19 protein-coding genes and 14 tRNA genes are annotated in these 23,980 nt (G+C 59.7%); 30 read left to right on the top strand and 3 right to left on the bottom strand.

The genetic code is table 11. From position 1 onward, the window contains the following. Window positions 1–595: 595 nt before the first annotated feature. The 25 genes from I6L32_RS03490 (at window position 596) to I6L32_RS03370 (ending at window position 11,192) form a co-directional block, all read left to right on the top strand. The gene (locus tag I6L32_RS03490; RefSeq protein WP_010672869.1) at window positions 596–2,152 is read left to right on the top strand and encodes a cytochrome ubiquinol oxidase subunit I; all 1,557 of its coding nucleotides are present in this window, start codon (window positions 596–598) and stop codon (window positions 2,150–2,152) included. 12 nt (window positions 2,153–2,164) lie between these two features. Then, window positions 2,165–3,301: a cytochrome d ubiquinol oxidase subunit II gene (cydB, locus tag I6L32_RS03485; protein WP_216944702.1), complete on the top strand. Its 1,137-nt coding sequence runs from the start codon at window positions 2,165–2,167 to the stop codon at window positions 3,299–3,301. A 14-nt stretch (window positions 3,302–3,315) separates the two neighbouring features. Beyond that, entirely contained in the window at window positions 3,316–3,432 is a 117-nt protein-coding gene (gene cydX, locus I6L32_RS03480; protein ID WP_005331536.1) for a cytochrome bd-I oxidase subunit CydX, read from the top strand. Continuing rightward, a complete protein-coding gene (locus tag I6L32_RS03475; protein WP_039039483.1) occupies window positions 3,419–3,730 on the top strand; it encodes a cyd operon YbgE family protein in 312 nt (103 codons plus the stop codon). The genes cydX and I6L32_RS03475 overlap by 14 nt, the downstream gene beginning before the upstream one ends. A 285-nt stretch (window positions 3,731–4,015) precedes the next feature. Next, window positions 4,016–4,423 (top strand): tol-pal system-associated acyl-CoA thioesterase, encoded by a 408-nt coding sequence (gene ybgC / locus I6L32_RS03470; protein WP_010672872.1) that lies wholly within the window; start codon window positions 4,016–4,018, stop codon window positions 4,421–4,423. Further along, window positions 4,413–5,099, top strand: coding sequence for a protein TolQ (tolQ, locus tag I6L32_RS03465; RefSeq protein WP_010672873.1), 687 nt, complete (start codon window positions 4,413–4,415; stop codon window positions 5,097–5,099). Before ybgC ends, tolQ begins: the two co-directional genes overlap by 11 nt. Next, window positions 5,099–5,545 (top strand): protein TolR, encoded by a 447-nt coding sequence (gene tolR, locus I6L32_RS03460; protein WP_010672874.1) that lies wholly within the window; start codon window positions 5,099–5,101, stop codon window positions 5,543–5,545. Before tolQ ends, tolR begins: the two co-directional genes overlap by 1 nt. Before the next feature lie 5 nt (window positions 5,546–5,550). Next, window positions 5,551–6,681 (top strand): cell envelope integrity protein TolA, encoded by a 1,131-nt coding sequence (tolA, locus tag I6L32_RS03455; RefSeq protein WP_216944701.1) that lies wholly within the window; start codon window positions 5,551–5,553, stop codon window positions 6,679–6,681. A gap of 77 nt (window positions 6,682–6,758) precedes the next feature. Continuing rightward, window positions 6,759–8,084, top strand: a complete 1,326-nt coding sequence (gene tolB, locus I6L32_RS03450) for a Tol-Pal system beta propeller repeat protein TolB (protein WP_049635941.1) — start codon at window positions 6,759–6,761, stop codon at window positions 8,082–8,084. A gap of 48 nt (window positions 8,085–8,132) precedes the next feature. Further along, window positions 8,133–8,657, top strand: a complete 525-nt coding sequence (gene pal, locus I6L32_RS03445; RefSeq protein WP_010672877.1) for a peptidoglycan-associated lipoprotein Pal — start codon at window positions 8,133–8,135, stop codon at window positions 8,655–8,657. 157 nt (window positions 8,658–8,814) lie between these two features. Continuing rightward, window positions 8,815–9,624, top strand: a complete 810-nt coding sequence (gene ybgF / locus I6L32_RS03440) for a tol-pal system protein YbgF (protein ID WP_042014605.1) — start codon at window positions 8,815–8,817, stop codon at window positions 9,622–9,624. 174 nt (window positions 9,625–9,798) lie between these two features. Then, window positions 9,799–9,874, top strand: a tRNA-Lys gene (locus I6L32_RS03435). A gap of 32 nt (window positions 9,875–9,906) precedes the next feature. Continuing rightward, window positions 9,907–9,982: transfer RNA gene (locus I6L32_RS03430), tRNA-Val, on the top strand. Between the two features lie 48 nt (window positions 9,983–10,030). After that, window positions 10,031–10,106, top strand: a tRNA-Lys gene (locus I6L32_RS03425). Window positions 10,107–10,125: 19 nt separating this feature from the next. Next, a tRNA-Val gene (locus I6L32_RS03420) sits at window positions 10,126–10,201 on the top strand. 48 nt (window positions 10,202–10,249) lie between these two features. Continuing rightward, window positions 10,250–10,325 (top strand) — tRNA-Lys (locus I6L32_RS03415). Between the two features lie 19 nt (window positions 10,326–10,344). Further along, window positions 10,345–10,420: transfer RNA gene (locus I6L32_RS03410), tRNA-Val, on the top strand. Between the two features lie 22 nt (window positions 10,421–10,442). Then, window positions 10,443–10,518, top strand: a tRNA-Lys gene (locus tag I6L32_RS03405). Between the two features lie 19 nt (window positions 10,519–10,537). Then, window positions 10,538–10,613: transfer RNA gene (locus tag I6L32_RS03400), tRNA-Val, on the top strand. A gap of 22 nt (window positions 10,614–10,635) precedes the next feature. Further along, a tRNA-Lys gene (locus tag I6L32_RS03395) sits at window positions 10,636–10,711 on the top strand. 19 nt (window positions 10,712–10,730) lie between these two features. Then, a tRNA-Val gene (locus tag I6L32_RS03390) sits at window positions 10,731–10,806 on the top strand. Window positions 10,807–10,828: 22 nt separating this feature from the next. Next, window positions 10,829–10,904: transfer RNA gene (locus tag I6L32_RS03385), tRNA-Lys, on the top strand. A gap of 19 nt (window positions 10,905–10,923) precedes the next feature. Next, window positions 10,924–10,999: transfer RNA gene (locus I6L32_RS03380), tRNA-Val, on the top strand. A 22-nt stretch (window positions 11,000–11,021) separates the two neighbouring features. Next, window positions 11,022–11,097: transfer RNA gene (locus I6L32_RS03375), tRNA-Lys, on the top strand. 19 nt (window positions 11,098–11,116) lie between these two features. After that, window positions 11,117–11,192 (top strand) — tRNA-Val (locus I6L32_RS03370). A 47-nt stretch (window positions 11,193–11,239) separates the two neighbouring features. Here I6L32_RS03370 and I6L32_RS03365 read toward each other — a convergent pair. After that, window positions 11,240–13,345, bottom strand: a complete 2,106-nt coding sequence (locus I6L32_RS03365) for a methyl-accepting chemotaxis protein (RefSeq protein ID WP_049635940.1) — start codon at window positions 13,343–13,345, stop codon at window positions 11,240–11,242. A gap of 142 nt (window positions 13,346–13,487) precedes the next feature. Between I6L32_RS03365 and nadA the strand changes: the two genes are divergently transcribed. Then, window positions 13,488–14,561, top strand: a complete 1,074-nt coding sequence (gene nadA / locus I6L32_RS03360; RefSeq protein ID WP_010672880.1) for a quinolinate synthase NadA — start codon at window positions 13,488–13,490, stop codon at window positions 14,559–14,561. A 70-nt stretch (window positions 14,562–14,631) separates the two neighbouring features. Here the strand turns inward: nadA and I6L32_RS03355 are convergent, their stop codons facing one another. Continuing rightward, window positions 14,632–15,492 (bottom strand): D-hexose-6-phosphate mutarotase, encoded by an 861-nt coding sequence (locus I6L32_RS03355; RefSeq protein WP_216944700.1) that lies wholly within the window; start codon window positions 15,490–15,492, stop codon window positions 14,632–14,634. Window positions 15,493–15,597: 105 nt separating this feature from the next. Continuing rightward, a complete protein-coding gene (gene gap / locus I6L32_RS03350) occupies window positions 15,598–16,593 on the bottom strand; it encodes a type I glyceraldehyde-3-phosphate dehydrogenase (protein ID WP_010672882.1) in 996 nt (331 codons plus the stop codon). 346 nt (window positions 16,594–16,939) lie between these two features. On the opposite strand from gap, the gene malQ reads away from it, so the two are divergent. The 4 genes from malQ (at window position 16,940) to msrB (ending at window position 23,970) form a co-directional block, all read left to right on the top strand. Further along, window positions 16,940–19,129, top strand: a complete 2,190-nt coding sequence (malQ, locus tag I6L32_RS03345) for a 4-alpha-glucanotransferase (RefSeq protein ID WP_216944699.1) — start codon at window positions 16,940–16,942, stop codon at window positions 19,127–19,129. A gap of 82 nt (window positions 19,130–19,211) precedes the next feature. Then, window positions 19,212–21,389 carry a 1,4-alpha-glucan branching protein GlgB gene (gene glgB, locus I6L32_RS03340; protein WP_069652455.1) on the top strand — a complete coding sequence of 726 codons (2,178 nt, stop codon included), beginning with the start codon at window positions 19,212–19,214 and terminating at the stop codon, window positions 21,387–21,389. Next, window positions 21,389–23,527 carry a glycogen debranching protein GlgX gene (gene glgX, locus I6L32_RS03335; RefSeq protein ID WP_216944698.1) on the top strand — a complete coding sequence of 713 codons (2,139 nt, stop codon included), beginning with the start codon at window positions 21,389–21,391 and terminating at the stop codon, window positions 23,525–23,527. Before glgB ends, glgX begins: the two co-directional genes overlap by 1 nt. Before the next feature lie 56 nt (window positions 23,528–23,583). Next, entirely contained in the window at window positions 23,584–23,970 is a 387-nt protein-coding gene (gene msrB / locus I6L32_RS03330; RefSeq protein ID WP_049635936.1) for a peptide-methionine (R)-S-oxide reductase MsrB, read from the top strand. Window positions 23,971–23,980 lie beyond the last annotated feature (10 nt).

Genomic DNA, 23,980 nt, shown 5'->3' with positions numbered 1-23,980 from the left:
CGCATTGTAGGAGCTCTTTACGGGTGGGACAAACAAGAAAATCTATGGGCTTATGATTAGATAAACTAATGATTTTGGTAGGAGTGCCAATCCGCATAAACATGTGTTTTTACTGGGTTTAAATTGATTTTTGGATGAGCCTGGCCATTTATTGAAATAATCGAGACGCGAGGGCTTTATTTCCGTGGTTGCGTATTTGTTTAACAGAATTGAAACTATTCTGGTTGGTCATAAAATTGATTTAAATCAATTATTTACGACTTATCGTTTTTTGTGATGAAGCTCCCATAATTAATGGGGAAAGCCCTATAAGTTACCTTGAAAAAACATGTATTGAGGGTGGTTTTACATTGATTTCAATCAAATAAAGGTGATATAAAACAGCGATCATTATAGGCGGGAATAGAACCCTGGTTATTGTTTATTAGATGTTAAACATTAGCTTTTTTTGTTCCTGTATATTGCCTTGTTGTTAATGTGGTGGCAGTCGAATCCGGTCAGTCCGCGAGGGGTGACCGACCGTTCGGGGACTTCCAATGGAAGCTTTGTCCTTAAAACTTAAAATAGCCGTGCCAATAATCGGTGAGGAAACATCATGATTGCTGAGCATGTGGTAGACCTATCGCGGTTCCAATTTGCTGCGACGGCCCTTTATCACTTCCTGTTTGTACCCTTGACGCTGGGGATGGCCTTCATCCTGGCGATCATGGAGTCTGTCTATGTGATGACCAACAACACAGTGTACCGGGACATGACCAAGTTCTGGGGCAAGTTGTTTGGTATCAACTTTGCCCTCGGGGTTACCACCGGGCTCACCATGGAGTTTCAGTTCGGTACCAACTGGGCTTACTACTCCCACTATGTCGGCGACATCTTCGGGGCCCCGCTGGCCATCGAAGGCTTGATGGCCTTCTTCCTGGAGTCCACCTTCGTCGGTATGTTCTTCTTCGGTTGGGATCGTCTCAGCAAGCGCCAGCACCTGGCGGCTACCTGGCTGATGGCGCTCGGGACCAACCTCTCCGCACTGTGGATCCTGGTCGCCAACGGCTGGATGCAGAACCCGGTGGGTGCCGAGTTCAACTTCGAATCCATGCGCATGGAGATGGTGAGCTTCGCCGACCTGGTGTTCAACCCGGTTGCACAGGTCAAGTTCGTCCACACCGTGGCGGCAGGCTATACCACGGGTGCCATGTTCGTGCTCGGGATCTCCTCCTATTACCTGCTGAAGAATCGTGATGTGGCGTTCGCTCGTCGCTCCTTCGCCATCGCGGCCGCGTTCGGCATGGCCTCCATCCTCTCCGTGCTGGTGCTGGGTGACGAGTCCGGCTACGAGACCGGGGAAGTGCAGAAGGTGAAACTGGCGGCCATCGAGGCCGAGTGGAACACGGAGCCGGCTCCGGCATCCTTCACCCTGTTCGGGATCCCGAACCAGGAGGAGATGCGCACCGACTACGCCATCAAGATCCCCTATGCCCTCGGCATCATCGCCACCCGTTCCCTCGACGGTCAGGTGACTGGTCTCAAGGATCTCAAGAGCGAGCATGAGCTGCGCGTGCGCAACGGCATGACCGCCTACGACCTGCTGACCAAGCTGCAATCCGGTGACAAGTCCGACGATACCCGCGCCCGCTTCGACGAAGTGAAGCAGGATCTGGGCTACGGTCTGCTGCTCAAGCGTTACACCCCCAACGTGACCGACGCCACCGACGAGCAGATCAAGGCTGCCGTGGATGACTCCATCCCGCAGGTACTGCCGCTGTTCTTCGCCTTCCGCATCATGGTTGCCTGCGGCATCCTGATGCTGGTGCTGATCGGTCTGGCCTTCTATGACAGCACCCGCCACAAGATCGGCGAGCGCAAGTGGCTGCTCAAGGCGCTGCTGTACGGCATTCCGCTGCCCTGGATCGCCATCGAGGCTGGCTGGTTTGTCGCTGAGTATGGTCGTCAACCCTGGACCATCGCCGAGATGCTGCCGACTTATGTCTCTGCATCCAACATTCCTGCGTCCGAGATCTGGTTCTCTCTGATCGGGATCTTCCTGTTCTACACAGTACTGCTGATCATCGAGATGTACCTGATGTTCAAGTATGCGCGCCTGGGCCCAAGCAGCCTGAAGACGGGCAAGTACCACTTCGAACAGAGCAAGGCATAAGGAGAGTGACCCATGTTTGATTACGAACTGTTGCGTCTGGTCTGGTGGGTGCTGGTCGGCGTGCTGCTGATCGGGTTTGCCATCACCGACGGTTTCGATATGGGGGTGGGCGCCCTGCTCCCCTTCGTCGGCAAGAAGGATGTGGAGCGTCGCGTGATGCTCAACACCATGGGGCCGCACTGGGAAGGCAACCAGGTCTGGCTGGTGACCGCCGGTGGTGCCCTGTTTGCCGCCTGGCCCATGGTCTATGCGGCGGCCTTCTCCGGCTTCTACATCGCCATGATCCTGACCCTGATGGCGCTGTTCTTCCGTCCGGTTGGCTTCAAGTACCGCTCCCTGCAGGAAGATGCCAAGTGGCGCTCCAAATGGGACTGGGCTCTGTTTGCCGGTAGCGCCATTCCCCCTGTCATCTTCGGGGTGGCGTTCGGCAACTTGCTGCAAGGTGTACCGTTCAGCTTCAACCAGTTCCTGATGATGACCTATCACGGCAACTTCTTCGGTCTGCTCAATCCGTTCGGTCTGCTGGCCGGTCTGGTGAGCCTCTTCATGATCATCACCCAGGGTGCAACCTGGCTGATGATGAAGACCGAAGGTGAAGTGCTGGCGCGCTCTCGCACCGCCGCCATGATCTTCTCCCTGCTGACCCTGGTGCTGTTCGCCCTGGCCGGTGTCTGGGTGAGCGGCATGGATGGTTATGTGATTGTGGGCTCCGTCGCCACCGACGCCGTCACCAACCCCCTTCACAAGGAAGTGGTGGTGCAGGCCGGTGCCTGGATGCAGAACTACAACCTCTATCCCTGGATGATTGCCGCACCCGTGCTGGGCCTGGTGATGTGTCTGCTGACCGCCGTGGCGGCCAAGCTGGACAAGGGGTGGGTGGCGTTCCTGTTCTCCTCCCTGGCCATCGCCGGCATCATCCTGACCGCGGGCTTCTCCATGTTCCCGTTCGTGATGCCCTCGAGCCTCGAGCCGTCCCAGAGCCTGACCATGTGGGATTCCACCGCCTCCTTCAACACCCTCAAGGTGATGACGGTAGTCGCAGTCGTCTTCGTGCCGACCGTGCTGGCTTACACCATCTGGACCTACATCAAGATGTTCGGCCGGGTGAGTAACAAGCACATCGAAGACAACCAACAATCGCTCTACTAAGAAGGTGCCCTGATATGTGGTATTTCACCTGGATCCTGGGGCTGCTGCTGGCCTGTGCGTTTGGGATTATCAATGCGCTCTGGCTGGAGCACACCGAGAACCTGGATCGTCAGATTGATGAAGACAAGTGACAGGCTCGCCCGGCTGGCCGCTCCTCTGGAGCGCCAGCCATGGCAAGGTCTGATGCTGCTGGCGGCGGCCCTGCTGGCTGTCGCCATCTTGCAGGCGCCCAACCTGGTCGCGGCCAACACCAGTGAGCACGGCCTCTGGCTCGCGCCCTGGCTGATGTGGGCGGTCTGTTGCGGTGTCATGCATGGACTGGGGTTTCACCCGCGCAGCCTGGTGGGTCGCGTGCTGTTCTTCCCCTGGCTCGCCCTGCCCAGCCTGCTCTGCGGGCTCTGGCTGACCAGCAGCTACTACCTGCCATAAATGATGAAGGAGGTCGGCATGAGCCCACCTCCTTCTTTTTTTTGAGGGGCGTGCCGCCGCCCGGTCAGAGCGACAGAACCTCGCTTGTCACGCCGCTCGCAGCCACTTCTCTTGTCCGCTTTTCTTGTGATGCTGACAGCCCTGTGGTCTTCGGCCTGTCGGCGCCGCAGCACGCCATAAAAAACAGGGGGAGAGGGGATTTCCCTGTCTCCCCCTGCTTCTTTCCTATTCAGCCCTGCGCTATGATAGCCCCCCATCTGACTGTCGAATGGATCACAGATTTTTATGGGGGAAGTCTCTGAGTTTCCGGTGCGTGTCTACTACGAAGACACGGATGCCGGAGGCATCGTCTACAACGCCAATTATCTCAAGTTTATGGAACGGGCCCGCACCGAATTCCTGCGCGCAGGCGGCATCGAACAGGATGTCCTGCTGCAGGCGGGGATCGCGTTTGTGGTGAGTCGCACCGAAATCGACTTCCGCGCGGCTGCCCGCTTCAATGAACTGCTGACCGTAATGACGCAAGTAACTGAAGTGAAACGCGCTTCCATGCGTTTTTCACAGCAGATCCTGGCGGCTGATGGACGGCTGATCACTCAGGCCATGGTACAGATCGCCTGTGTCAGTCATCCGCAAATGAAACCTGTTGCAATACCTGAAAAAATCAAGGGAGTGCTGTTAAGTGCACGCTGAAATTTCGTTTATTGGCCTGTTCTGGCAAGCCAGTCTGTTGGTGAAACTGGTCATGATGACCCTGATGGGCATGTCGGTCGTCTCCTGGGCGCTGATCATCCAGCGCTCCAAGGCCATCAAGGCGGCCAACCTCGCTTCGGAGCAGTTTGAAGACAGATTCTGGTCCGGGGTCGACCTCAATCGTCTCTACCAGGAGTCCTCCTCCCGTCGTGACGACATCGAAGGCATGGAAGACATCTTCTACTCCGGCTTCAAGGAGTATGCCCGCCTGCTCAAGGCCGGTGCCCGCGGTCAGGATGCGGTGATGGACGGTACCTATCGCGCCATGCGCGTCTCCCTGTCCCGAGCAGTGGACGATCTCGAGTCCAACCTGCCGGTCTTGGCGACCATCGGCTCCATCAGCCCCTATATCGGTCTGTTCGGTACCGTCTGGGGGATCATGAACGCCTTTATCGCTCTGGGTCAGGTTCAGCAGGCGACCCTGCAGATGGTGGCACCGGGTATCGCGGAGGCGCTGATCGCCACCGCCATGGGTCTGTTTGCCGCCATCCCGGCCGTTATCTTCTACAACCGCTTCACCAACAAGGTCGAACGGCTGGAAAACGCCTACGCCAACTTCATGGACGAGTTCACCACCATTCTGAACCGCCAAATCGCACAGCAGGGTGAGAAGTAATGCAAACCTATCAGCGGCTCAAACGCAAGAAGGTCGCCGAGATCAACGTGGTGCCCTACATCGACGTCATGCTGGTGCTGCTCATCATCTTCATGGCGGTCACGCCCGTGATCACGCAGGGGGTCAAGGTCGACCTGCCCCAGGCGGAGTCCGAGCAGTTGCCGGAAGACTCCAAGCCGCCTTTCATCGTCAGCGTCAATACCGAGGGTGAGTACGTCATCAAGGCCGGCGAGGCGGATGACGAACCCGTACCGAGCGGCACACCAGAGGCGATGCAGCAGTACATCACCGAGAAGGCCATGGGCTATCTGGCCATCAACCAGAACGCACCCGTGGTGGTCGCCGGTGACAAGTCCGTGCGCTACGAGGAGGTGATCCTGCTGATGGTGGCCCTCAAGAAAGCCGGTGTGCCTCAGGTTGGTCTGATGACGGATCCGGTGAACTGACGGAGATGGATGTGAAGCGTGGTATTTCCGGTTATCTCGTCGCGTCGCTGCTGCTGCATCTGATCATCGGCATCATCCTGCTGGTCGGTGTCGACTTCAGCAAACCCAAGCGCCCCGAGTCCAAGGGACAGATCGTCAATGCGGTCATGATGGACAGCGAAATGCTGGAGCAGCAGATGCAGCAGGTCCAGCAGCAGAAGCAGGCCCAGCCCAAGGCTGCACAGCAGCAGAAGGACAAGGAAGACGCTGAGCGCGTCAAACGCGAGCTGGCACAGGAGCAGGAGCGTCTGCGTATCGCCGAGACCAAGCGCAAGCAGGCCGAAGAGGCGACCCGCAAGGCCGAAGCCGACAAGCAGAAGAAAGAGGCTGAACAGAAGCAGGCGGAAGAGAAGGCCCAGAAAGCCGAGGAAGCCCGCAAGCTGGAAGAGCAGAAGACCAAGAAGGCCGAAGCCGAACGCAAGGCGGCGGAAGAGGCCAAGGCGCTGGCGCTCAAGAAGAAAAAAGAAGAGCTGGAGAAGAAGCAGGCTGAAGAGAAGGCCAAGGCGGAAGAGGCCAAGGCCAAGAAAGCGGAAGCCGAGAAGAAGGCCAAGGCCGAAGCCGAGAAAAAGGCGAAGGCGGAAGCCGAGAAGAAAGCCAAGGCCGAGGCCGAGAAAAAGGCTGCGGATGAAGCTGCCAAGAAGGCAAAAGCTGACGCAGAGAAGAAGGCGAAGGCCGAGGCTGACAGAAAGGCCAAGATTGAGGCGGAGCGCAAGCGCAAGGCGGCCGAAGAGGCCAAGTTGCAAAAAGAGATGGAAGCCATGATGGAGCAGCAGCTGGCCGCCGAGGCCAATGCGCGCAGTCAGGCAGCATCGGCAGCCGCCAAGGGTGAGGTCGACAAGTATGCCGCCCTCATCAAGGCCACGGTCGAGCGCTACATGATTTTGGATCCCACCATGCGGGGCAAAACATGTACTATCGGTGTCAAGTTGGCCAGTAGCGGCTTCGTCATCTCGGTGGACAACGGTCAGGGTGATCCGGCGGTCTGCCGCTCCGGCAAGGCGGCGGTTCTGAAGGCCAACCAGTTGCCGGTGCCGAAGGATCCGGCGGCATTCGAATTGATGAAGGATCTACGCCTTCAGCTAGCGCCAACGATTTAAGAGAGTGTTTCTGCTTTGATTGGCAAAGGTTGTTGATCAGAGAACTGAGTCTCAAATTGGAACTGAGAGTTTAAGCCATGATAAGAAAAGTGTTTTTTGCTTTGGTTGGCTGTTTGTTGCTGGGCCAGAGTGCTCAGGCGGCCTTGGATATCGTCATCACCGGCGGTATCGACAGTGCACGTCCCATCGCCATCGCTCCCTTCAAGTGGGAGGGCAATGGCCAGTTGCCGCAGGATATCGCGGAAGTGGTCTCCAACGACCTGATGCGCAGCGGCAAGTTCAAGCCGCTGGCCCGTGGCCAGATGCCGCAGGCGCCGAGCTCCAGCGGCGAGATCAACTTCGCACCCTGGGCTTCCCAGGGAGTCGAAGCCGTGGTGGTCGGCTCCATCGCCGCCGTGGGTGATGGCACCTACAAGATCAACTTCGAGCTGGTCGACGTCCTGAAAGGCCAGCTGGCCAAGACCCAGGGCGGTGAGGCGAACGGTTACATCCTGGACAGCCGCATGGCGACCATCCCGGGTGCGCAGATGCGCCAGTTTGCCCACCGCATCTCCGACATCGTCTACGAGCGTCTGACCGGTGAGCGTGGTGCCTTCCTGACTCGTCTGGCCTATGTCTCCGTGCAGCAGGGCACCCAGTTCCCGTATCAGCTGCGGATCTCCGACTACGACGGCTACAACGAGAAGACTCTGCTGCGCTCCCGTGAACCCCTGATGTCCCCGGCCTGGTCGCCGGATGGCAGCAAGCTGGCTTACGTGAGCTTCGAGAACCAGAAGTCCGAGATCTATGTGCAGGACATCTACACCCAGCAGCGCAGTCTGATCACCAGCTTCCGTGGCATCAACGGTGCGCCGGAGTGGTCTCCGGATGGTCGTCGTTTGGCTATTGTTCTGTCCAAAGATGGGCAGCCTGACATCTATGTCGTTGATGTTGCTAGCAAGCAACTCACTCGAGTCACAAATAACCGCACCATCGACACCGAACCCTCCTGGATGCCGGACGGTCAAACTTTGCTGTTCACCTCTGAACGTGGTGGCAAACCCCAGATTTATAGCGTAAATTTGGCGACTGGCATGACTCGCCGGATGACCTGGGAAGGGGATTCCAACCAGGGGGCATCCATCACACCGGACGGCAAGTCCATGGTGATGGTGACCCGGGTTCAGGGACAATATCGCATCGCTCGCCAGGATATGGAAAATGGAGCCATGCTGGTACTGACCCAGAGTGCTCTGGATGAATCGCCAAGTGTGGCTCCCAATGGCAGCATGATCATTTATGCCACCATCTATCAGGGTCGTAAGAGTCTTGCATTGGTGTCGACCGACGGTCGCTTCAAGGCAGTGCTTCCGACCAGTAGCGGTGAAATTCGTGCACCAGCTTGGTCGCCCTTCTTGAATTGATAAAAATCGATTGTTTTTTGTTTTGTTATAAAGGTTTAAGGAAATAGCATGCAACTCAATAAACTGCTCAAGGGTCTGGCCATCGCACTGCCACTGTTCACCCTGGCTGCCTGTAGCTCCTCTTCCGACTCCGACGCCGCTGGCGCCGAGTCCGGCATGACCGACGGCATGGGCGGTGTACAAACCGGCGGCGCCAACGGCATGTTGTCCCCGGAAGAGCAGATGCGTCAGAAGTTCGAAGCGCTGCAACGCGACAACGTGATCTACTTCCCGTACGATGGTTACGACATTCAGGGTCAGTACGCCGACCTGCTGGATGCCCACGCCAGCTACCTGCGTGAACGTCCGAGCGTCAAGGTACTGATCGAAGGCCACGCCGACGAGCGCGGTACGCCGGAATACAACATCGCGCTGGGTGAGCGTCGTGCCAAGGCTGTTGCCAAGTATCTGCAAACCCTGGGTGTGCAGGCCGAGCAGCTCTCCATCGTCAGCTATGGCGAAGAGAAGCCGCTGGATCTGTCCCACACCGAGGAAGCCTTTGCCAAGAACCGCCGTGCGGTCCTGGTTTACTAAGGTTTGAGTCGAACGAAGTTCGTTTATATGCAAGCGGCCATTTCGATGGCCGTTTTATTTGCACTAAACGTCAAGGTTTGATCCGAATGAAATCTGTATCAGCGAGCGACTATGCGCTGGCCGTTTTATTTGCACTAAACGCTAAGGTTTGATCCGAATGAAATCTGTGTACAAGCAAGCTGGTGTTGCGCTGGCCGTGTTGGTTGCTTTGAATGCGCAAGCGGCGGCACCCGTGAGCGATCTGAGCGGGGATTCTGGCAGCAGCGGCGTGGTGCTGAGCGGCAACAATGGTGCCATCGTACCGACCGGCAGCCTGGAAGACCGGGTTGCTCTGCTGGAGCGTACCCTCAACGCCCGTCTGCGTCTGCAGGCCGAACTGCAGCAACAGGTCGACTCCCTGCAAGGGGAGGTCTCCGAGCTGCGTGGTCAGCTGGAACAGCAGACCTACCAGATGGAGCAGTCCCAGGAGCGCCAGCGCCAACTCTACCAAGAGCTCGACAAGGTGGCCAACAGCCAGCCTGCCGCCGCGCCCGCAACACCTGCTGCAGGTGCTGCAACGCCTCCTGCTGCGGCAGCCAACTACTCCACCAACCAGGATGAGAACCAGGCCTACGACGCGGCCGTGAACATGGTGCTCAAGGAGAAGAACTACGACAAGGCCATTCCTGCCTTCGAAGGGTTCATCAAGCAGTTCCCGAACTCCAGCTATGTTCCCAATGCCCACTACTGGCTTGGCCAGCTGATGTTCAACAAGGGCGACAGGGCGGGGGCCGCGAGCCAGTTCTCCACGGTGGCGAACAAATACAGCAAGTCACCCAAGCGGGCCGATGCCCTGCTGAAACTCGGCATGCTCGCCCAGCTTGACGGCAAAAAAACAGAGGCCAAGGCCTTCTATGAGCAGGTGATCAAGGGTTACCCCAACACCTCGCCGGCCCAGCTGGCCAAACAGAGTCTGGCCAAGCTGTGACATTGCTGCATGTCACTGTTTTCGTAACACTCTTGTAAATACCGCCGTGCTTTGTATGCGCAGTGAACAATCAGATTTAATTTAAGATTTTTCTATTGCGCCAGGATGATAAATCCGTAATATAGGCCGCCGTCAGAGCCGGAGCAGTAATGCAGTCGGCGCTGGTCGTGGTGAGGGTCGTTAGCTCAGTCGGTAGAGCAGTTGACTTTTAATCAATTGGTCGCTGGTTCGAATCCAGCACGACCCACCATTTCTTCACAGCAGGTGAAGACAATATTCCCAGGTCGTTTAGCTCAGCTGGGAGAGCACCTCCCTTACAAGGAGGGGGTCACTGGTTCGAGCCCAGTAACGACCACCATGTTGTAATGCTGGCCGCCACATGCGGTTGGTGAAAGGTTCAGGATGTGGGTCGTTAGCTCAGTCGGTAGAGCAGTTGACTCTTAATCAATTGGTCGTAGGTTCGAACCCTACACGACCCACCACTCTGAACATTGAATCCCAGGTCGTTTAGCTCAGCTGGGAGAGCACCTCCCTTACAAGGAGGGGGTCACTGGTTCGAGCCCAGTAACGACCACCATGTTGTAACACTGGCCGCCACATGCGGTTGGTGAAAGGTTCAGGATGTGGGTCGTTAGCTCAGTCGGTAGAGCAGTTGACTCTTAATCAATTGGTCGTAGGTTCGAACCCTACACGACCCACCACTCTGAACATTGAATCCCAGGTCGTTTAGCTCAGCTGGGAGAGCACCTCCCTTACAAGGAGGGGGTCACTGGTTCGAGCCCAGTAACGACCACCATGCTTTAAAAAATGATTTCGATGGGTCGTTAGCTCAGTCGGTAGAGCAGTTGACTTTTAATCAATTGGTCGCTGGTTCGAATCCAGCACGACCCACCATCATTTCAGTCTTGTCCCAGGTCGTTTAGCTCAGCTGGGAGAGCACCTCCCTTACAAGGAGGGGGTCACTGGTTCGAGCCCAGTAACGACCACCATGCTTTAAAAAATGATTTCGATGGGTCGTTAGCTCAGTCGGTAGAGCAGTTGACTTTTAATCAATTGGTCGCTGGTTCGAATCCAGCACGACCCACCATCATTTCAGTCATATCCCAGGTCGTTTAGCTCAGCTGGGAGAGCACCTCCCTTACAAGGAGGGGGTCACTGGTTCGAGCCCAGTAACGACCACCATGCTTTAAAAAATGATTTCGATGGGTCGTTAGCTCAGTCGGTAGAGCAGTTGACTTTTAATCAATTGGTCGCTGGTTCGAATCCAGCACGACCCACCATCATTTCAGTCATATCCCAGGTCGTTTAGCTCAGCTGGGAGAGCACCTCCCTTACAAGGAGGGGGTCACTGGTTCGAGCCCAGTAACGACCACCATGCTTTAAAAAATGATTTCGATGGGTCGTTAGCTCAGTCGGTAGAGCAGTTGACTTTTAATCAATTGGTCGCTGGTTCGAATCCAGCACGACCCACCATCATTTCAGTCATATCCCAGGTCGTTTAGCTCAGCTGGGAGAGCACCTCCCTTACAAGGAGGGGGTCACTGGTTCGAGCCCAGTAACGACCACCATATTGAAAAGCCCGCAGCGATGCGGGCTTTTTCGTTTCCGTCTCCCATCAGGTTCGCAGTCGATCCAGCTCGCTTGCCAGGGTGGTGGCCGCCTGTTCCAGTGCCTCGCTCAGGCGCTGGCTGGCATTGGCCTCTTGTCCCAGGGTGGTGGCGGCGTCACCGATGCGCATCAGGTTCTGGTTGATGGTGTCGCTCACGGCACTCTGCTGCTCGGCGGCGGTCGCCACCTGGCTGATGTGATCATGGATCTGCTGGATCTGGGTGACCACCTGATTGAGTGCCTCGAAGGCCTGCTCCGTGCCTTCAACCGTGCTCACCGAGCGGGCGATCCCCGTGCTCATCAACTGCTGGCTGCTGGTGACCTCGGTTTGCAGGCTGCCGATGAGCTGCCCTATCTCGTCGGTGGATGAGCGGGTCTTGTTGGCCAGCGCCCTCACCTCGTCCGCCACGACGGCAAAACCCCTGCCCATGTCGCCGGCCCGCGCCGCCTCGATGGCTGCGTTGAGGGCCAGCAGATTGGTCTGTTCGGCAATGGCCCGGATCACATCGAGGATGTGGCTGATATTGGTGCTGCGCTGGGCGACCTGGGCGACCGCCTTGTCGGCCTGATGCATGTCCTCGACCAGGGTATGGATCTCGTTGCGGGCCCTGCTCAAGGTCTGCTGGGCCGTGCTGACATGGTGGGTCGCCGCTTCCGACTCCTGCGCCGCCTGTTCCGCATAGCCCGCCACGCTGACTGCCGTGGTGCTCATCTCGTGCATGGCGCTGACCACGCTCTCCAGCTCCAGGCTCTGATCATCCAGGCTGCTGCGCATGGCATCGGCCGTCTGCTTCATGCCCCTGGCCTGCTGATGCACCTGTTGCCCAATCTGCTTGCTGCCCTGCACCATGGCCCTCAGCTTGCCGAGGAAGGCATTGAGATGCCTGCCCAGCTCGATGAGCTCCTGGTGGGTGTCGATACGCATCTGCTGGGTCAGGTCGCCCTCATTGCTGGCGAGGTGGGAGACGTGGCGGCTGATGAGGGAGAGGGGCGCCGTGATGGTCTGGATGAACCAGACAAGCAGGCCCAGGGCCACCAGGGTGATGACAACGATGGCAACCAGCTGCTGCTGCTGGGTAGCCTGCAACAGGCTGCCGAGCTGCTGGCTGATGGTGTTGGCCTGGCTGAGGGCGAGGGCCTTGGGCACCTTGATCATCAGCCACCACTGGTTGTCGGCAGCCTCGATCCGTATGGGCTGCTGCAAGATGAAATCGCTGTCGGTATCGGCGGGGTGTCCATTCGGGGCAACCAGTCCGGCCTCTGTCAGGGGGCGCCCCAGTTTGTCCGAATGGCGGTTGCTGCCGACGATGAAGCCCGCCTTGCTGACCAGGGTGACCTCGGCCTGGTTGTCATAGAGGCTCTTGCCAAGGTGCTCGGCCAGTTGCTGGAAGATGGGCAGGTTCATGTCGACCCCGGTGATCCCGGCAAACTTGCCATCCTTGAGGACGGGCACCGTCAGGCTGGTCATCAGCATCTTCTGGCCAGGGCTTATCTCGTAGAGGTAGGGTTCCATCAGGCAGGGGCGACGAGTCTCGCGACCGCAGAGATACCACTCGCTGTTGCGAATGCCGAATTCATTGCGCGAGGTGTCGAACTTGGCGTCACTGGTGGCGGCATCTATGGTCTGCTGCGCGATGTTTCCGTTCTGTTCCCGGGTGAAGTAGACCTCGAGACTGCCCTTGCCGGCAACCGAATGGCTGGCGCCCGTCTGCCAGTCGGCGTCCTGTTCGTCGTAACCGTTGGGTTCGAACTGGGCGTAGATGGAGCTGATCCCGTTTGCCTGGCGCAGGCGGCTGCCAAGCAGAAGCTCCACTTGCGGGCGACTCAGCCGCTGGTCCGGCTGGGCCATGCTTCCTTCAAGCTGCGCCGCCATGCCGAGCGGTATCTGATAGGCCTGCTGCAACTGGTCTTCGATCTGCACGGCATACCGCTCTGCCTGGAATTGCAGGGAACGGGAAACCTCCTGCTCCAGTGCGCCACGGGTCTGCGCCATGATGTCATCGCGCAGGCCGTTCAGCGAGGAGGACTGTATCCATGTCATGGCGACGCCACTGGCGAGAAAAAGTCCCAGCGTGAGCAACAACAACTTGGTCTTGAGCGAACGTTGTTTCATTCGACAACTCCTTTTGGCAAGAATGACAACGATATGGTCGGAGCGGGTCCTGACAGTTGTACTGTACTGGATTTGTTGATGGGTTTGTGCACGGCTTCTGGTTATAATTTTGGCCTTCCCGAGCGTTGATGGAACAGTCGCAATGAGCAATGCACTGAGCAGTATTCCGCCGGTAGTCGAGATGGACTACCCCTTCCCGGCCAAACCACAGCCCCTGACTCCCGAGCAGAAGGCGACCCTGATCGCCGAGATCAAGGTGCTGCTGCAGGCGCGCCAGGCCGTGCTGGTTGCCCATTACTACACGGATCCCGAGATCCAGGCCCTGGCAGAAGCCACCGGTGGCTTCGTGGGTGACTCCCTGGAGATGGCCCGCTTCGGTCGCGACCATGCAGCCCAGACCCTGATCGTGGCCGGTGTGCGCTTCATGGGAGAGACCTCCAAGATCCTGAGCCCCCACAAGCGGGTGCTGATGCCGACGCTGGAGGCCGAGTGCTCTCTTGATCTGGGTTGTCCCATCGACCAGTTCTCCGCCTTCTGCGATGCCCACCCCGATCACATCGTGGTGGTCTATGCCAATACCTCGGCAGCGGTGAAAGCTCGGGCCGACTGGGTGGTCACCTCCAGCATTGCGCTGGAGATCGTCGAACATCTGGACAGTCAGGGTCACAAGATCATCTGGGGCCCGGACAGACACCTCGGCGCCTACATCGAGAAGAAGACAGGGGCCGAGATGCTGCGCTGGCAGGGTCACTGCATCGTGCACGACGAGTTCAAGGCCAAGGCGCTGCGCGAGCTCAAGGCCCAGAACCCGGATGCCGCCGTGCTGGTGCACCCGGAGTCCCCGGCCTCCGTCATCGAGCTGGCGGATGCAGTGGGTTCCACCAGCCAGCTCATCAAGGCCGCCAAAGAGCTGCCCCAGCAGAAACTGATCGTGGCGACCGATCGCGGCATCTTCTACAAGATGCAGCAGGCCTGCCCGGAGAAAGAGATGGTGGAAGCGCCCACTGGTGGTGATGGTGCCACCTGCCGCAGCTGCGCCCACTGTCCCTGGATGGCGATGAACGGCCTGGTGGCCATCAAGGAGGCCCTGACCGACGGCGCCGAGCGTCACGAGATCCATGTGGATGAGGCACTGCGTCTCAAAGCGCTTGTCCCGCTCGACCGCATGCTGGATTTCGCCGCCGAGCTCAAGCTCAAGACCCAGGGCAACGCCTGACTGACGCTGATGGCAAGATGCAAAGAGGGCTCCCGCGGGAGCCCTCTTTATTTATCCGTCATCTGTATCGTCAGATGATGACGGTGGAGAAGCTGTGCTCCTCGTCGGGCGGGACGGTGATCCCGTCCTCGGCGGTGATGGCCGCCTCGACACAGAGCATGGTGCGATAACCGTCGTCACTCATGTCGGCCATGGCGCTGGCCCCTTCCTGCCAGGGGGTCCAGACCACCACGCTGTCGTGGTTGCCGTTGACCACCCGGGTGGTGCGCTCACCATCCTGCACGCTGACCATGGCATCGGGCTGGCGGTAGATGCGATCCATGGCTGCGGTGACGGTCAGCGCGCCCTGTTGCAGTTCGTTTCGGCCGGTCAGCTTGTCCAGATAGGGTTCGCCGAGGCCGGTCACGGTCACCGCTTCCGGCGCACTGATCTGCAGGTAGGTGTGCAGGGCGGCATTGTAGGTGAGCGCTGACTTGCCGGTGTTGCGGGTGGTCAGCACCAGGGAAAGCTCCTTGCCGACCAGTACGTCCAGCTCCAGCTCGAAGGCATGGGGCCAGAGTGTCCTGCTGGCATCGTTGTCACGCAGGGAGAGGTGGACGAGTGTGCCATCCCCGTGATCGGAGACCCCATCTAGCGTCCACAGGCAGTTGCGTGCGAAGCCATGAGCCGGCTTGCCGCTGCCAACGCGAGTGGGGGAGGGGCCGAACCAGGGCCAGCAGAGGGGAATGCCGCCGCGAATGGGCTTGCTGCCATCCAGTATCGCCTTGTCGCTGAGCCAGAGAGAGGCCGGCTCACCATGGCGTTGGTAACGCAGCACGTGGGCGCCAAACAGGCTTATCTCGGCCCTGGCGTGCTCATTGTCTATGGTCAGCAGGGGCAGGCCATCCTGGCTCAGGGTGCAGTGGGCAGTCAGCGTACGTGTCGGTGTCATAAAGGCTCCAGTGCTCGGGGACATTCAGAAAGGGTCCATGATTCAGAATACAAAAAGGCGGCCATTGGCCGCCTTTTTTCAAGCTACGCGATTGCGCATCCCAAATTACTTGGAGATGTGAGCGATCAGGTCCAGAACCTTGCTGGAGTAGCCCATTTCGTTGTCGTACCAGGAGACGACTTTCACGAAGGTCTTATTCAGCTGGATACCAGCCTTGGCATCGAACACGGAAGTCTGACGCTCACCCAGGAAGTCGGTGGAAACCACTTCGTCTTCGGTGTAGCCCAGCACGCCCTTCATGGCGCCTTCGGAGGCAGCCTTCATGGCCTGGCAGATTTCAGCGTAGGACGCTTCTTTCTTCAGGTTGACGGTCAGGTCAACAACGGACACGTCCGGAGTCGGAACGCGGAAGGCCATGCCGGTCAGCTTGCCGTTCAGTTCCGGGATGACCACGCCAACAGCCTTGGCAGCACCGGTAGAGGACGGGATGATGTTCTGAGCCGCACCGCGGCCACCGCGCCAGTCTTTGGCAGACGGACCATCAACGGTCTTCTGGGTAGCAGTGGTAGCGTGAACGGTGGTCATCAGGCCGGATTCGATTCCGAAGGTATCGTTCAGAACCTTGGCGATGGGGGCCAGGCAGTTGGTGGTGCAGGAAGCGTTGGAAACGATGTCCTGGCCAGCGTAGGAATCCTGGTTGACGCCCATGACGAACATCGGGGTAGCGTCTTTGGACGGACCGGTCAGTACGACTTTCTTGGCACCGGCAGCGATGTGCTTGCGAGCGGTTTCGTCGGTCAGGAACAGACCGGTTGCTTCGGCAACAACGTCAACACCGATTTCGCCCCATTTCAGGTTGGCCGGGTCACGTTCAGCGGTAACACGTACGGTTTTGCCGTTGACGATCAGGTTGCCGTCTTTGACTTCAACAGTGCCCTTGAAGCGACCGTGAGTGGAGTCGTATTTCAGCATGTAAGCCATGTAGTCAACGTCGATCAGGTCGTTGATACCAACCACTTCGATGTCAGCACGCTCAGCGGCCAGACGGAAAACGAAACGACCGATACGGCCAAAACCGTTAATACCTACTTTGATAGTCATAATTGGTTACCTAACTGTTCAGTAGTCAAAGAAAATTCCGTTTGTAAATTTACTAGAACTCCCTCGCGAGTCAACCAACAATCTGCGCGAAATTGCGCTATATCATGAAAAACTGTGAAATTTATTTTCGGTTTATGTAACTGGCTACCAACTTTTGTTGAATGCATCATCAGCAAAGTCGGTGGCAGAGAACAACAATAGTGCCTGCCCGGTCACACATCCAGCCGGGGAGATATGTAAAAATGTGCGCGGTTTAGCATGGCCAAAGAGCCACTGTTCAAGTACCAACCATAAAAATTAATCACAAAATAGCGTAGACAGAATCCACAGCGGGAATTCTCAAACTATGACCACCCTGATTGAACAGCTGGCTGCCGCCAAAGGCATTGCCAGTGAGTATGTTGATGCCTGGGGCCAGCCGGCCCTGGTATCGGAAGAGAGCAAGGCCGCCATGCTGGGCGCCATGGGCTACCGCGTCGACGACGAGGCCGCCCTGTCCGAACAGCTTGAGCAGGAGCACCGCCAGCACTGGCTGCGCGCGCTGGATCCCGTGATGGTGGTACGCAGCGGCGACGCCGTTACTCTTGAGGTTCGCCTCCCCATCGAATTCGTCAACGATGCCCTCACCTGGCAGCTCCAGCAGGAGCAGGGTGCAGTGCTGTCCGGTCAACTCACTCCCATCGAGGGTGAGCTGGTCGGGGTGGCCGAGTTCGAGGAGATGGAGTGTCAGGCCTATCGCGTCACCCTGGATGTGCAGCCTGCGCTGGGTTATCACCAGCTCATCCTGCTGGAAGAGGGCAATGACGAGCCGCTGGCCACCATGCGTCTCATCGTTGCCCCCAAGTCCTGCTACAAGCAGGCGCCCATCGCCAATGGTCGCAAGGTGTGGGGCCCGAGCGTCCAGCTCTACTGCCTGCGCAGCCGCCACAACTGGGGAATCGGCGATTTCAGCGATCTCGGCCAGCTGGTTGAGAATGCCGCCGCCTGGGGAGCCCACTTCGTCGGTCTCAACCCCATTCATGCCCTCTATCCGGCGAACCCGGAGAGTGCCAGCCCCTACAGCCCCTCTTCCCGTCGCTGGCTCAACGTCGCCTATATCGACGTGGAAGCGGTGCCCGAATTCCTGGGCAACGATCGCCTGAAAGCGGAGGTGGCGAGCCCGGCCTTTCAGCAGCACCTCACGGCCCTGCGGGTCAAGGACAATGTGGATTACACCGGTGTAATCCAGACCAAGATCGGGATGTTGCGCCAGGTGTTCGACCAGGCCAGCTTCAGCGTCGAGCGTCAGGCTGCGTTCGATGCCTTCGTTGCTGCCGGCGGTGACAGCCTGCAACAGCAGGCAGCGTTTGACGCCCTGCAGGCCCACTTCTATGCCAAGGGCGAGAATGCCTGGGGCTGGCCGGTCTGGCCCGAGGCGCTGCGCGATTACCACAACCCCGAAGTGGCGGCCTGGATGGCCGAGCACCAGCAGGATGTGGCCTTCTATCTCTATCTGCAGTTCCTGGCTGACGAGCAGCTGGCCCGGGCCGATGCCCGCGCCAAGGCCGCTGGCATGGTGATGGGGATCTACCGGGATCTGGCGGTCGGCGTCTCTGAAGGCTCCACCGAGATCTGGGCAAACCGGGATCTCTACTGCCCGAAAGCCTCGGTCGGTGCACCGCCCGACATTCTCGGCCCCCTCGGCCAGAACTGGGGCCTGCCCCCCATGAACCCGAACCAGCTGTTCGAGGCCGCCTACCAGCCCATGGTGGATCTGTTCCGTGCCAACATGCGCTCCTGCGGCGCCCTGCGCATCGACCACGTGATGGCCTTGCTGCGCCTGTGGTGGGTGCCGCCCGGAGAGTCCGCCGCCAAGGGGGCCTACATCTATTACCCGGTGAACGATCTGCTGGGGATCCTGGCGCTGGAATCCCACCGCAACCAGTGTCTGCTGATCGGCGAGGATCTCGGTACCGTGCCGGAGGGGATCGACGTGACCCTGAAAGAGAACGGCGTCCACTCCTACAAGGTGTTCTTCTTCGAGCGTTCCAAGGACGATGGTGGTTTCATCTCCCCGGCGCACTACGCCGAGCAGGCGATGTCCGCCCTGACCACCCACGACATGCCGACCCTCAAAGGCTTCTGGCACTGCGACGATCTGGCGCTGGGACGCGAACTGGGCCTGTACCCGGATGAAGACGTACTCAAGACCCTGTATGCTGATCGCCACCAGGCCAAGCAGCGGATCCTTGACAGCCTGCATGCTCATGGGGTCATCTCTGGCAATATCAGTCACGACGTGAACTGGGTCGGCATGAATACCGAGCTCAACCACGGTCTGCAACTGCACATGTCCCGCGGCAGCTGTGCCCTGTTCAGCACCCAGCTCGAAGACTGGCTGGAGATGGACAAGCCGGTCAACGTGCCGGGGACCAGCTACGAGTACCCCAACTGGCGTCGCAAGCTCTCCCGGGATCTGGAGGATATCTTCGCCGACGAGGCGCTCAAGAATCTGGCGGGCAAGATGAGCCGGGCCCGTGACGAGGCCAGCCGTTGAGCCTTGAACGCCAACATGTGACTCACTTTCATCCGCTTCGGCTTCGGCCGAAGCGGATGTTCAGCCATCAAAGGAAATGTCGATGCCCGTTGAACGTTTGGTTGCCGCCCGCTGTGCCGATCCCTTCTCCCATCTAGGCCTGCTGGCCAATCCGGATGGGCCAGGCCTGAAACTCACCGCCTGGTTGCCCGATGCACTCGAGGTCCGGGTCAGGGATCTCAAGTCAGGCAAGATAGTTGCCACCCTGACCGCCGCTGACGAAGCGGGCCTCTTTGAAACTGTTTTCACCCGCCGCAAGAATCCCTTCCCCTACCAGCTCATCGCGACCTACGCCGACGCCAGTGCCGACATCATCGACCCCTATCAGTTCCAGGCTGCCGCCTGGGAAGGGCTGGCGGAACTCACCTGGCAACCGGAAAACCTCTACCACACCCTCGGCGCCCAGTTGCGCACCGTGACGCACCTCGGCCAGCAGGTGGAAGGGGTACGCTTTGCCGTCTACGCGCCGAGCGCCACGGCGGTGAGCCTCATCGGCGATTTCAACTTCTGGGATGGCCGCCGTCACCCCATGCAGCGCAGCCAGTGCGGCCACTGGGTGCTGTTCGTGCCGGGGCTCAAGGCCGGGGATCGCTACAAGTTTGAACTGAAAGACCCGGCGGGCAATCGCCTGCCCCACAAGAGCGACCCGGTGGGCTTCTACTGCGAGCAGTACCCCTCGTTCGCCTCCGTGGTCTATGACCACGGCCAGTACCAGTGGCAGGACGCCGACTGGCGCGAGAGTCAGCTCAATGACAAGCGCGAGCAGCCCCTTTCCATCTACGAGCTGCACGTGGGTTCCTGGAAGCGTCACTCCAACGGCGACAGCCTGAGCTGGCGCGAGCTGGCGGTGGAACTGGTGGATTACATCAAGGAGATGGAGTACACCCACATCGAGCTGCTGCCAGTCTCCGAGCATCCCTTCAGCGGCTCCTGGGGCTACCAGCCGGTGGGCATGTTCTCCCCCACCAGCCGCTACGGCACGGCCGACGATTTCAAATACTTCGTGGATCAGTGCCACCAGGCGGGGATCGGCGTGATTCTGGATTGGGTGCCCGCCCACTTCCCGTCCGATGCTCACGGCCTGGCCCGCTTCGACGGCACGCCGCTCTACGAGTACGAAGATCCGCGCCGTGGCTGGCACCCGGACTGGAACTCCTACATCTATGACTTCGGTCGCGACACCGTGCGCCAGTTCCTGGTGGCCAGCGCCCTGTTCTGGCTCGACAAGTTCCACATCGACGGCCTGCGGGTGGATGCGGTCGCCTCCATGCTCTATCTGGATTACTCCCGCAACGCCGGTGAGTGGGTGCCCAACGTCGATGGCGGCAACCACAACTACGAGGCGATCAGCCTCTTGAAGTGGACCAACGAGGAGGTGTACGGCAAGTACCCCCACGCCATGACCATCGCCGAGGAGTCCACCGCCTTTGCCGGGGTCTCCCGTCCCACCTTCCTTGGCGGCCTGGGGTTTGGCTTCAAGTGGAATATGGGCTGGATGCACGACACCCTCAGCTACATGCAAAAAGAGCCCATTCACCGTCGCTACCACCACAACGACATGACCTTCTCCATGGTGTACCACTATGACGAGAACTTCATTCTGTCCCTCTCCCATGACGAGGTGGTCCACGGCAAGCACTCCCTGCTCTACAAGATGCCGGGGGACGAGTGGCAGCAGGCCGCCAACCTGCGCGCCTACATGGGCTTCATGTATGCCCACCCCGGCAAGAAGCTCAACTTCATGGGCACCGAGATCGCCCAGAGCAACGAGTGGAATCATGATGCCCAGCTGCCCTGGCACCTGTTGCAGTACCCCAGGCACGGCGGCCAGCAGCGGCTGATCCGGGATCTCAACCACCTCTATCGTCATGAACCTGCCTTGTATCAGGCGGATTATGAACAGGCCGGTTTCCGCTGGCTGGATCATCAGGACGCGGACAACAGCATCTTCGCCTGGCTGCGGGCCGACAAGCTGGGGGCCCATCCGCTGGTGGTGGCCTGCAACTTCACCCCGGTGCCGCGCATCGGTTACCGTCTCGGGGTGCCGGCTGCCGGTCGCTATCGGGTGGTGCTCAACACCGACAGCGAGCATTACTGGGGCAGCAACTATGATGTGGGTCTGGTCTTCGTCGCCGAGGCGACCCCCTGGCAGGGGATGGCACACAGCCTGGTGCTGGACTTGCCGCCGCTCGCGACCTTGTTCATCAAACAGGAGTCCTGATGTTTGAAATGGAAAACGGGGTAGATCACCCGCTTGGCGCTCGTCTGGACGAGACGGGCTGCCACTTCTGTGTCTGGGCTCCCCAATCGGACAAGGTGGAGCTCTGCCTGTTCGACGAAGAGGAGCAGGAGCTGGCGCGTCTCCCCTTGCCCGGTCGGCGCGGCCAGTACTGGTTCGGCCACGTGCGCGGCGTCAAGGCCGGTCAGCGCTATGGCTACCGGGTGCATGGCTCTCCCCAGGATGGGTTGCTGTTCGACCCGGACAAGCTGCTGATCGACCCCTATGCCCGGGCGCTCAGCCGTGCCACCCACTGGGACGACGCCCTCTATCAGGGGGACAGCGCGGCCATGGTGGGCAAGTCGGTGGTGGTGGACGATGCCTTCGACTGGCAGGGGGTCGGCAAGCCCGGCATCCCGCCGGAGCGGGTCGTGCTCTACGAGACCCACGTCAAGGGGTTCACCCGCCAGCACCCCGGCATCCCCAAGGCGTTGCAGGGCACCTATCTGGGCATCAGCCACCCGCTGATGATCGAGCATCTGCAGGGCCTGGGGGTGACCTCGGTCCAGCTGATGCCGGTGGCGGCCTTCATGTCCGAGCCCCGGCTCGAGCAGCTGGGGCTGACCAACTACTGGGGCTACAACCCCATCGCCTTCTTCGCGCCCGAACCGCGCTACGGGGCGAAGGATGCGGTGACCGAGTTCAAGACAATGGTGCGCGAGCTGCACCGGGCCGGGCTCGAGGTGATCCTGGATGTGGTCTACAACCACACCGCGGAGTCGGGCTTCGACGGCCCCATGCTCTCCCTCAAGGGGTTTGACAACGCGGGCTACTACGCCTTCGAGTCGGGTGCCCACGGTCTGGATTACCATCGCCACGCCAACGTCACCGGCTGCGGCAACAGCGTCAATCTGGATCACCCCAACACCCTGCGGCTGGTGCTCGATGCCCTGCGCTACTGGGTCACCGAGATGCAGGTGGACGGTTTCCGCTTCGATCTGGCGGTCACCCTGGCGCGGGAAGCGGGGGAGTTCGATCCCATGAGCGCCTTCTTCAAGGCCATGATGGCGGATCCCGTGCTGGCGCGGGTCAGGCTCATCGCCGAACCCTGGGACATCGGCCCCTTCGGCTATCGTCTCGGCCAGTTTCCGAGCCAGTGGCTGGAGATCAACGATCGTTACCGCGACACGGTGCGCGCCTTCTGGCGCGGGGATGCGGGCAAGATGGGGGATTTTGCCACCCGTCTGGTGGGCTCGCGGGATCTCTTCCCGAAGAACTGGCGCTCCCCCCACACCAGCGTCAACTACCTCTGCTATCACGACGGCTTCACCCTCGAGGACCTGGTCTCCTACAACCAGCGCCACAACCAGGCCAACGGCGAGGACAACCGGGACGGCCACGGCAACAACCTCTCCAGCAACCACGGGGTGGAGGGGCCGACCCTGGACCCGCGCATCAACAACCTGCGCCAGCAGCAGAAGCGCAACCTCATCGCCACCCTGCTGCTGTCACAGGGGACGCCCCACTTTCTGGCCGGGGACGAGATGGGCCGCAGCCAGCTCGGCAACAACAACGCCTACTGTCAGGACAACCAGATAAGCTGGGTGAACTGGCAACTGCGCCCGGAGGACGAGCGGCTGCTCGCCTTCACCCGCCAGATGATGGCGCTGCGGGCGGAGTCCGGGGTCTTCTCCAACCTGCAACTGAGCGACGACGGCTGGAACGGCAAGGCGACCAGCTGTCACCAGGTGAACTGGTATCACCCGGACGGCCATCAGCTCACCGATCAGGACTGGCACGCCCCCATGGGGCAGGCGTTTGCCATGGACATCGGCATGATTGGCTGCTCCGGGGAGCGCTGGTACGTGCTGTTCAACGCCAGCGACTATGACATCCAGTTCCGCCTGCCGCCGCCGGGGGAGGGCATGGAGTGGATCCAGACCATCGACACCGCCACCAACGACGGCCTGCCCTTCCTGCCGGACGACATCAAGCGGCAGGTGGCGGTGGGGCGTGCCCACTCCCTCAAGCTGCTGGAGCGGGTCGCCCTGCCGGCGGCGGTGCTGGCGAGCGAAGGGGTGGTGGCAGCGGATGTTGTCGCCGTGTTGCCAACGGGATCACAGTTCCCGCTGGCGGGGTAGAGCCAGGCGCCCTGACTGGGTATGCTGGGCACCGTTATCAGTGGTGAGGAGCCGGAATGAGCAGTAACAACCCTGAACAGTGGCGCGACAAGCTGAGTGCAGAGCAGTTCCACATCTGCTGGGAGAAAGGGACCGAGCGTCCCTACAGCGGTGCCCTGCTGCACAACCGCAAGAGCGGCGATTACCACTGCGTCTGCTGCAAGCAGGTGCTGTTCCACTCAGCAGCCAAGTTCGACGCGGGCTGCGGCTGGCCCTCGTTCGACCGGGCCATCGAGGGGACGGTGACCTACACCGAGGACAACAGCCACGGCATGAAGCGGGTGGAGATCACCTGCAGCCAGTGCGGCTCCCACCTCGGCCACGTCTTTCCCGACGGGCCGACCGAGACCGGCCAGCGCTACTGCGTCAACAGCCTGAGCCTGGATTTCGAGCCCGACGCCTGATCCCCGACAC

Source organism: Aeromonas sp. FDAARGOS 1402 (genome assembly GCF_019046925.1).
Lineage (GTDB): Bacteria > Pseudomonadota > Gammaproteobacteria > Enterobacterales > Aeromonadaceae > Aeromonas > Aeromonas caviae.
Note: the sequence above shows the minus strand (reverse complement) of the source record. Positions and strands in the feature narration are given on the sequence as shown.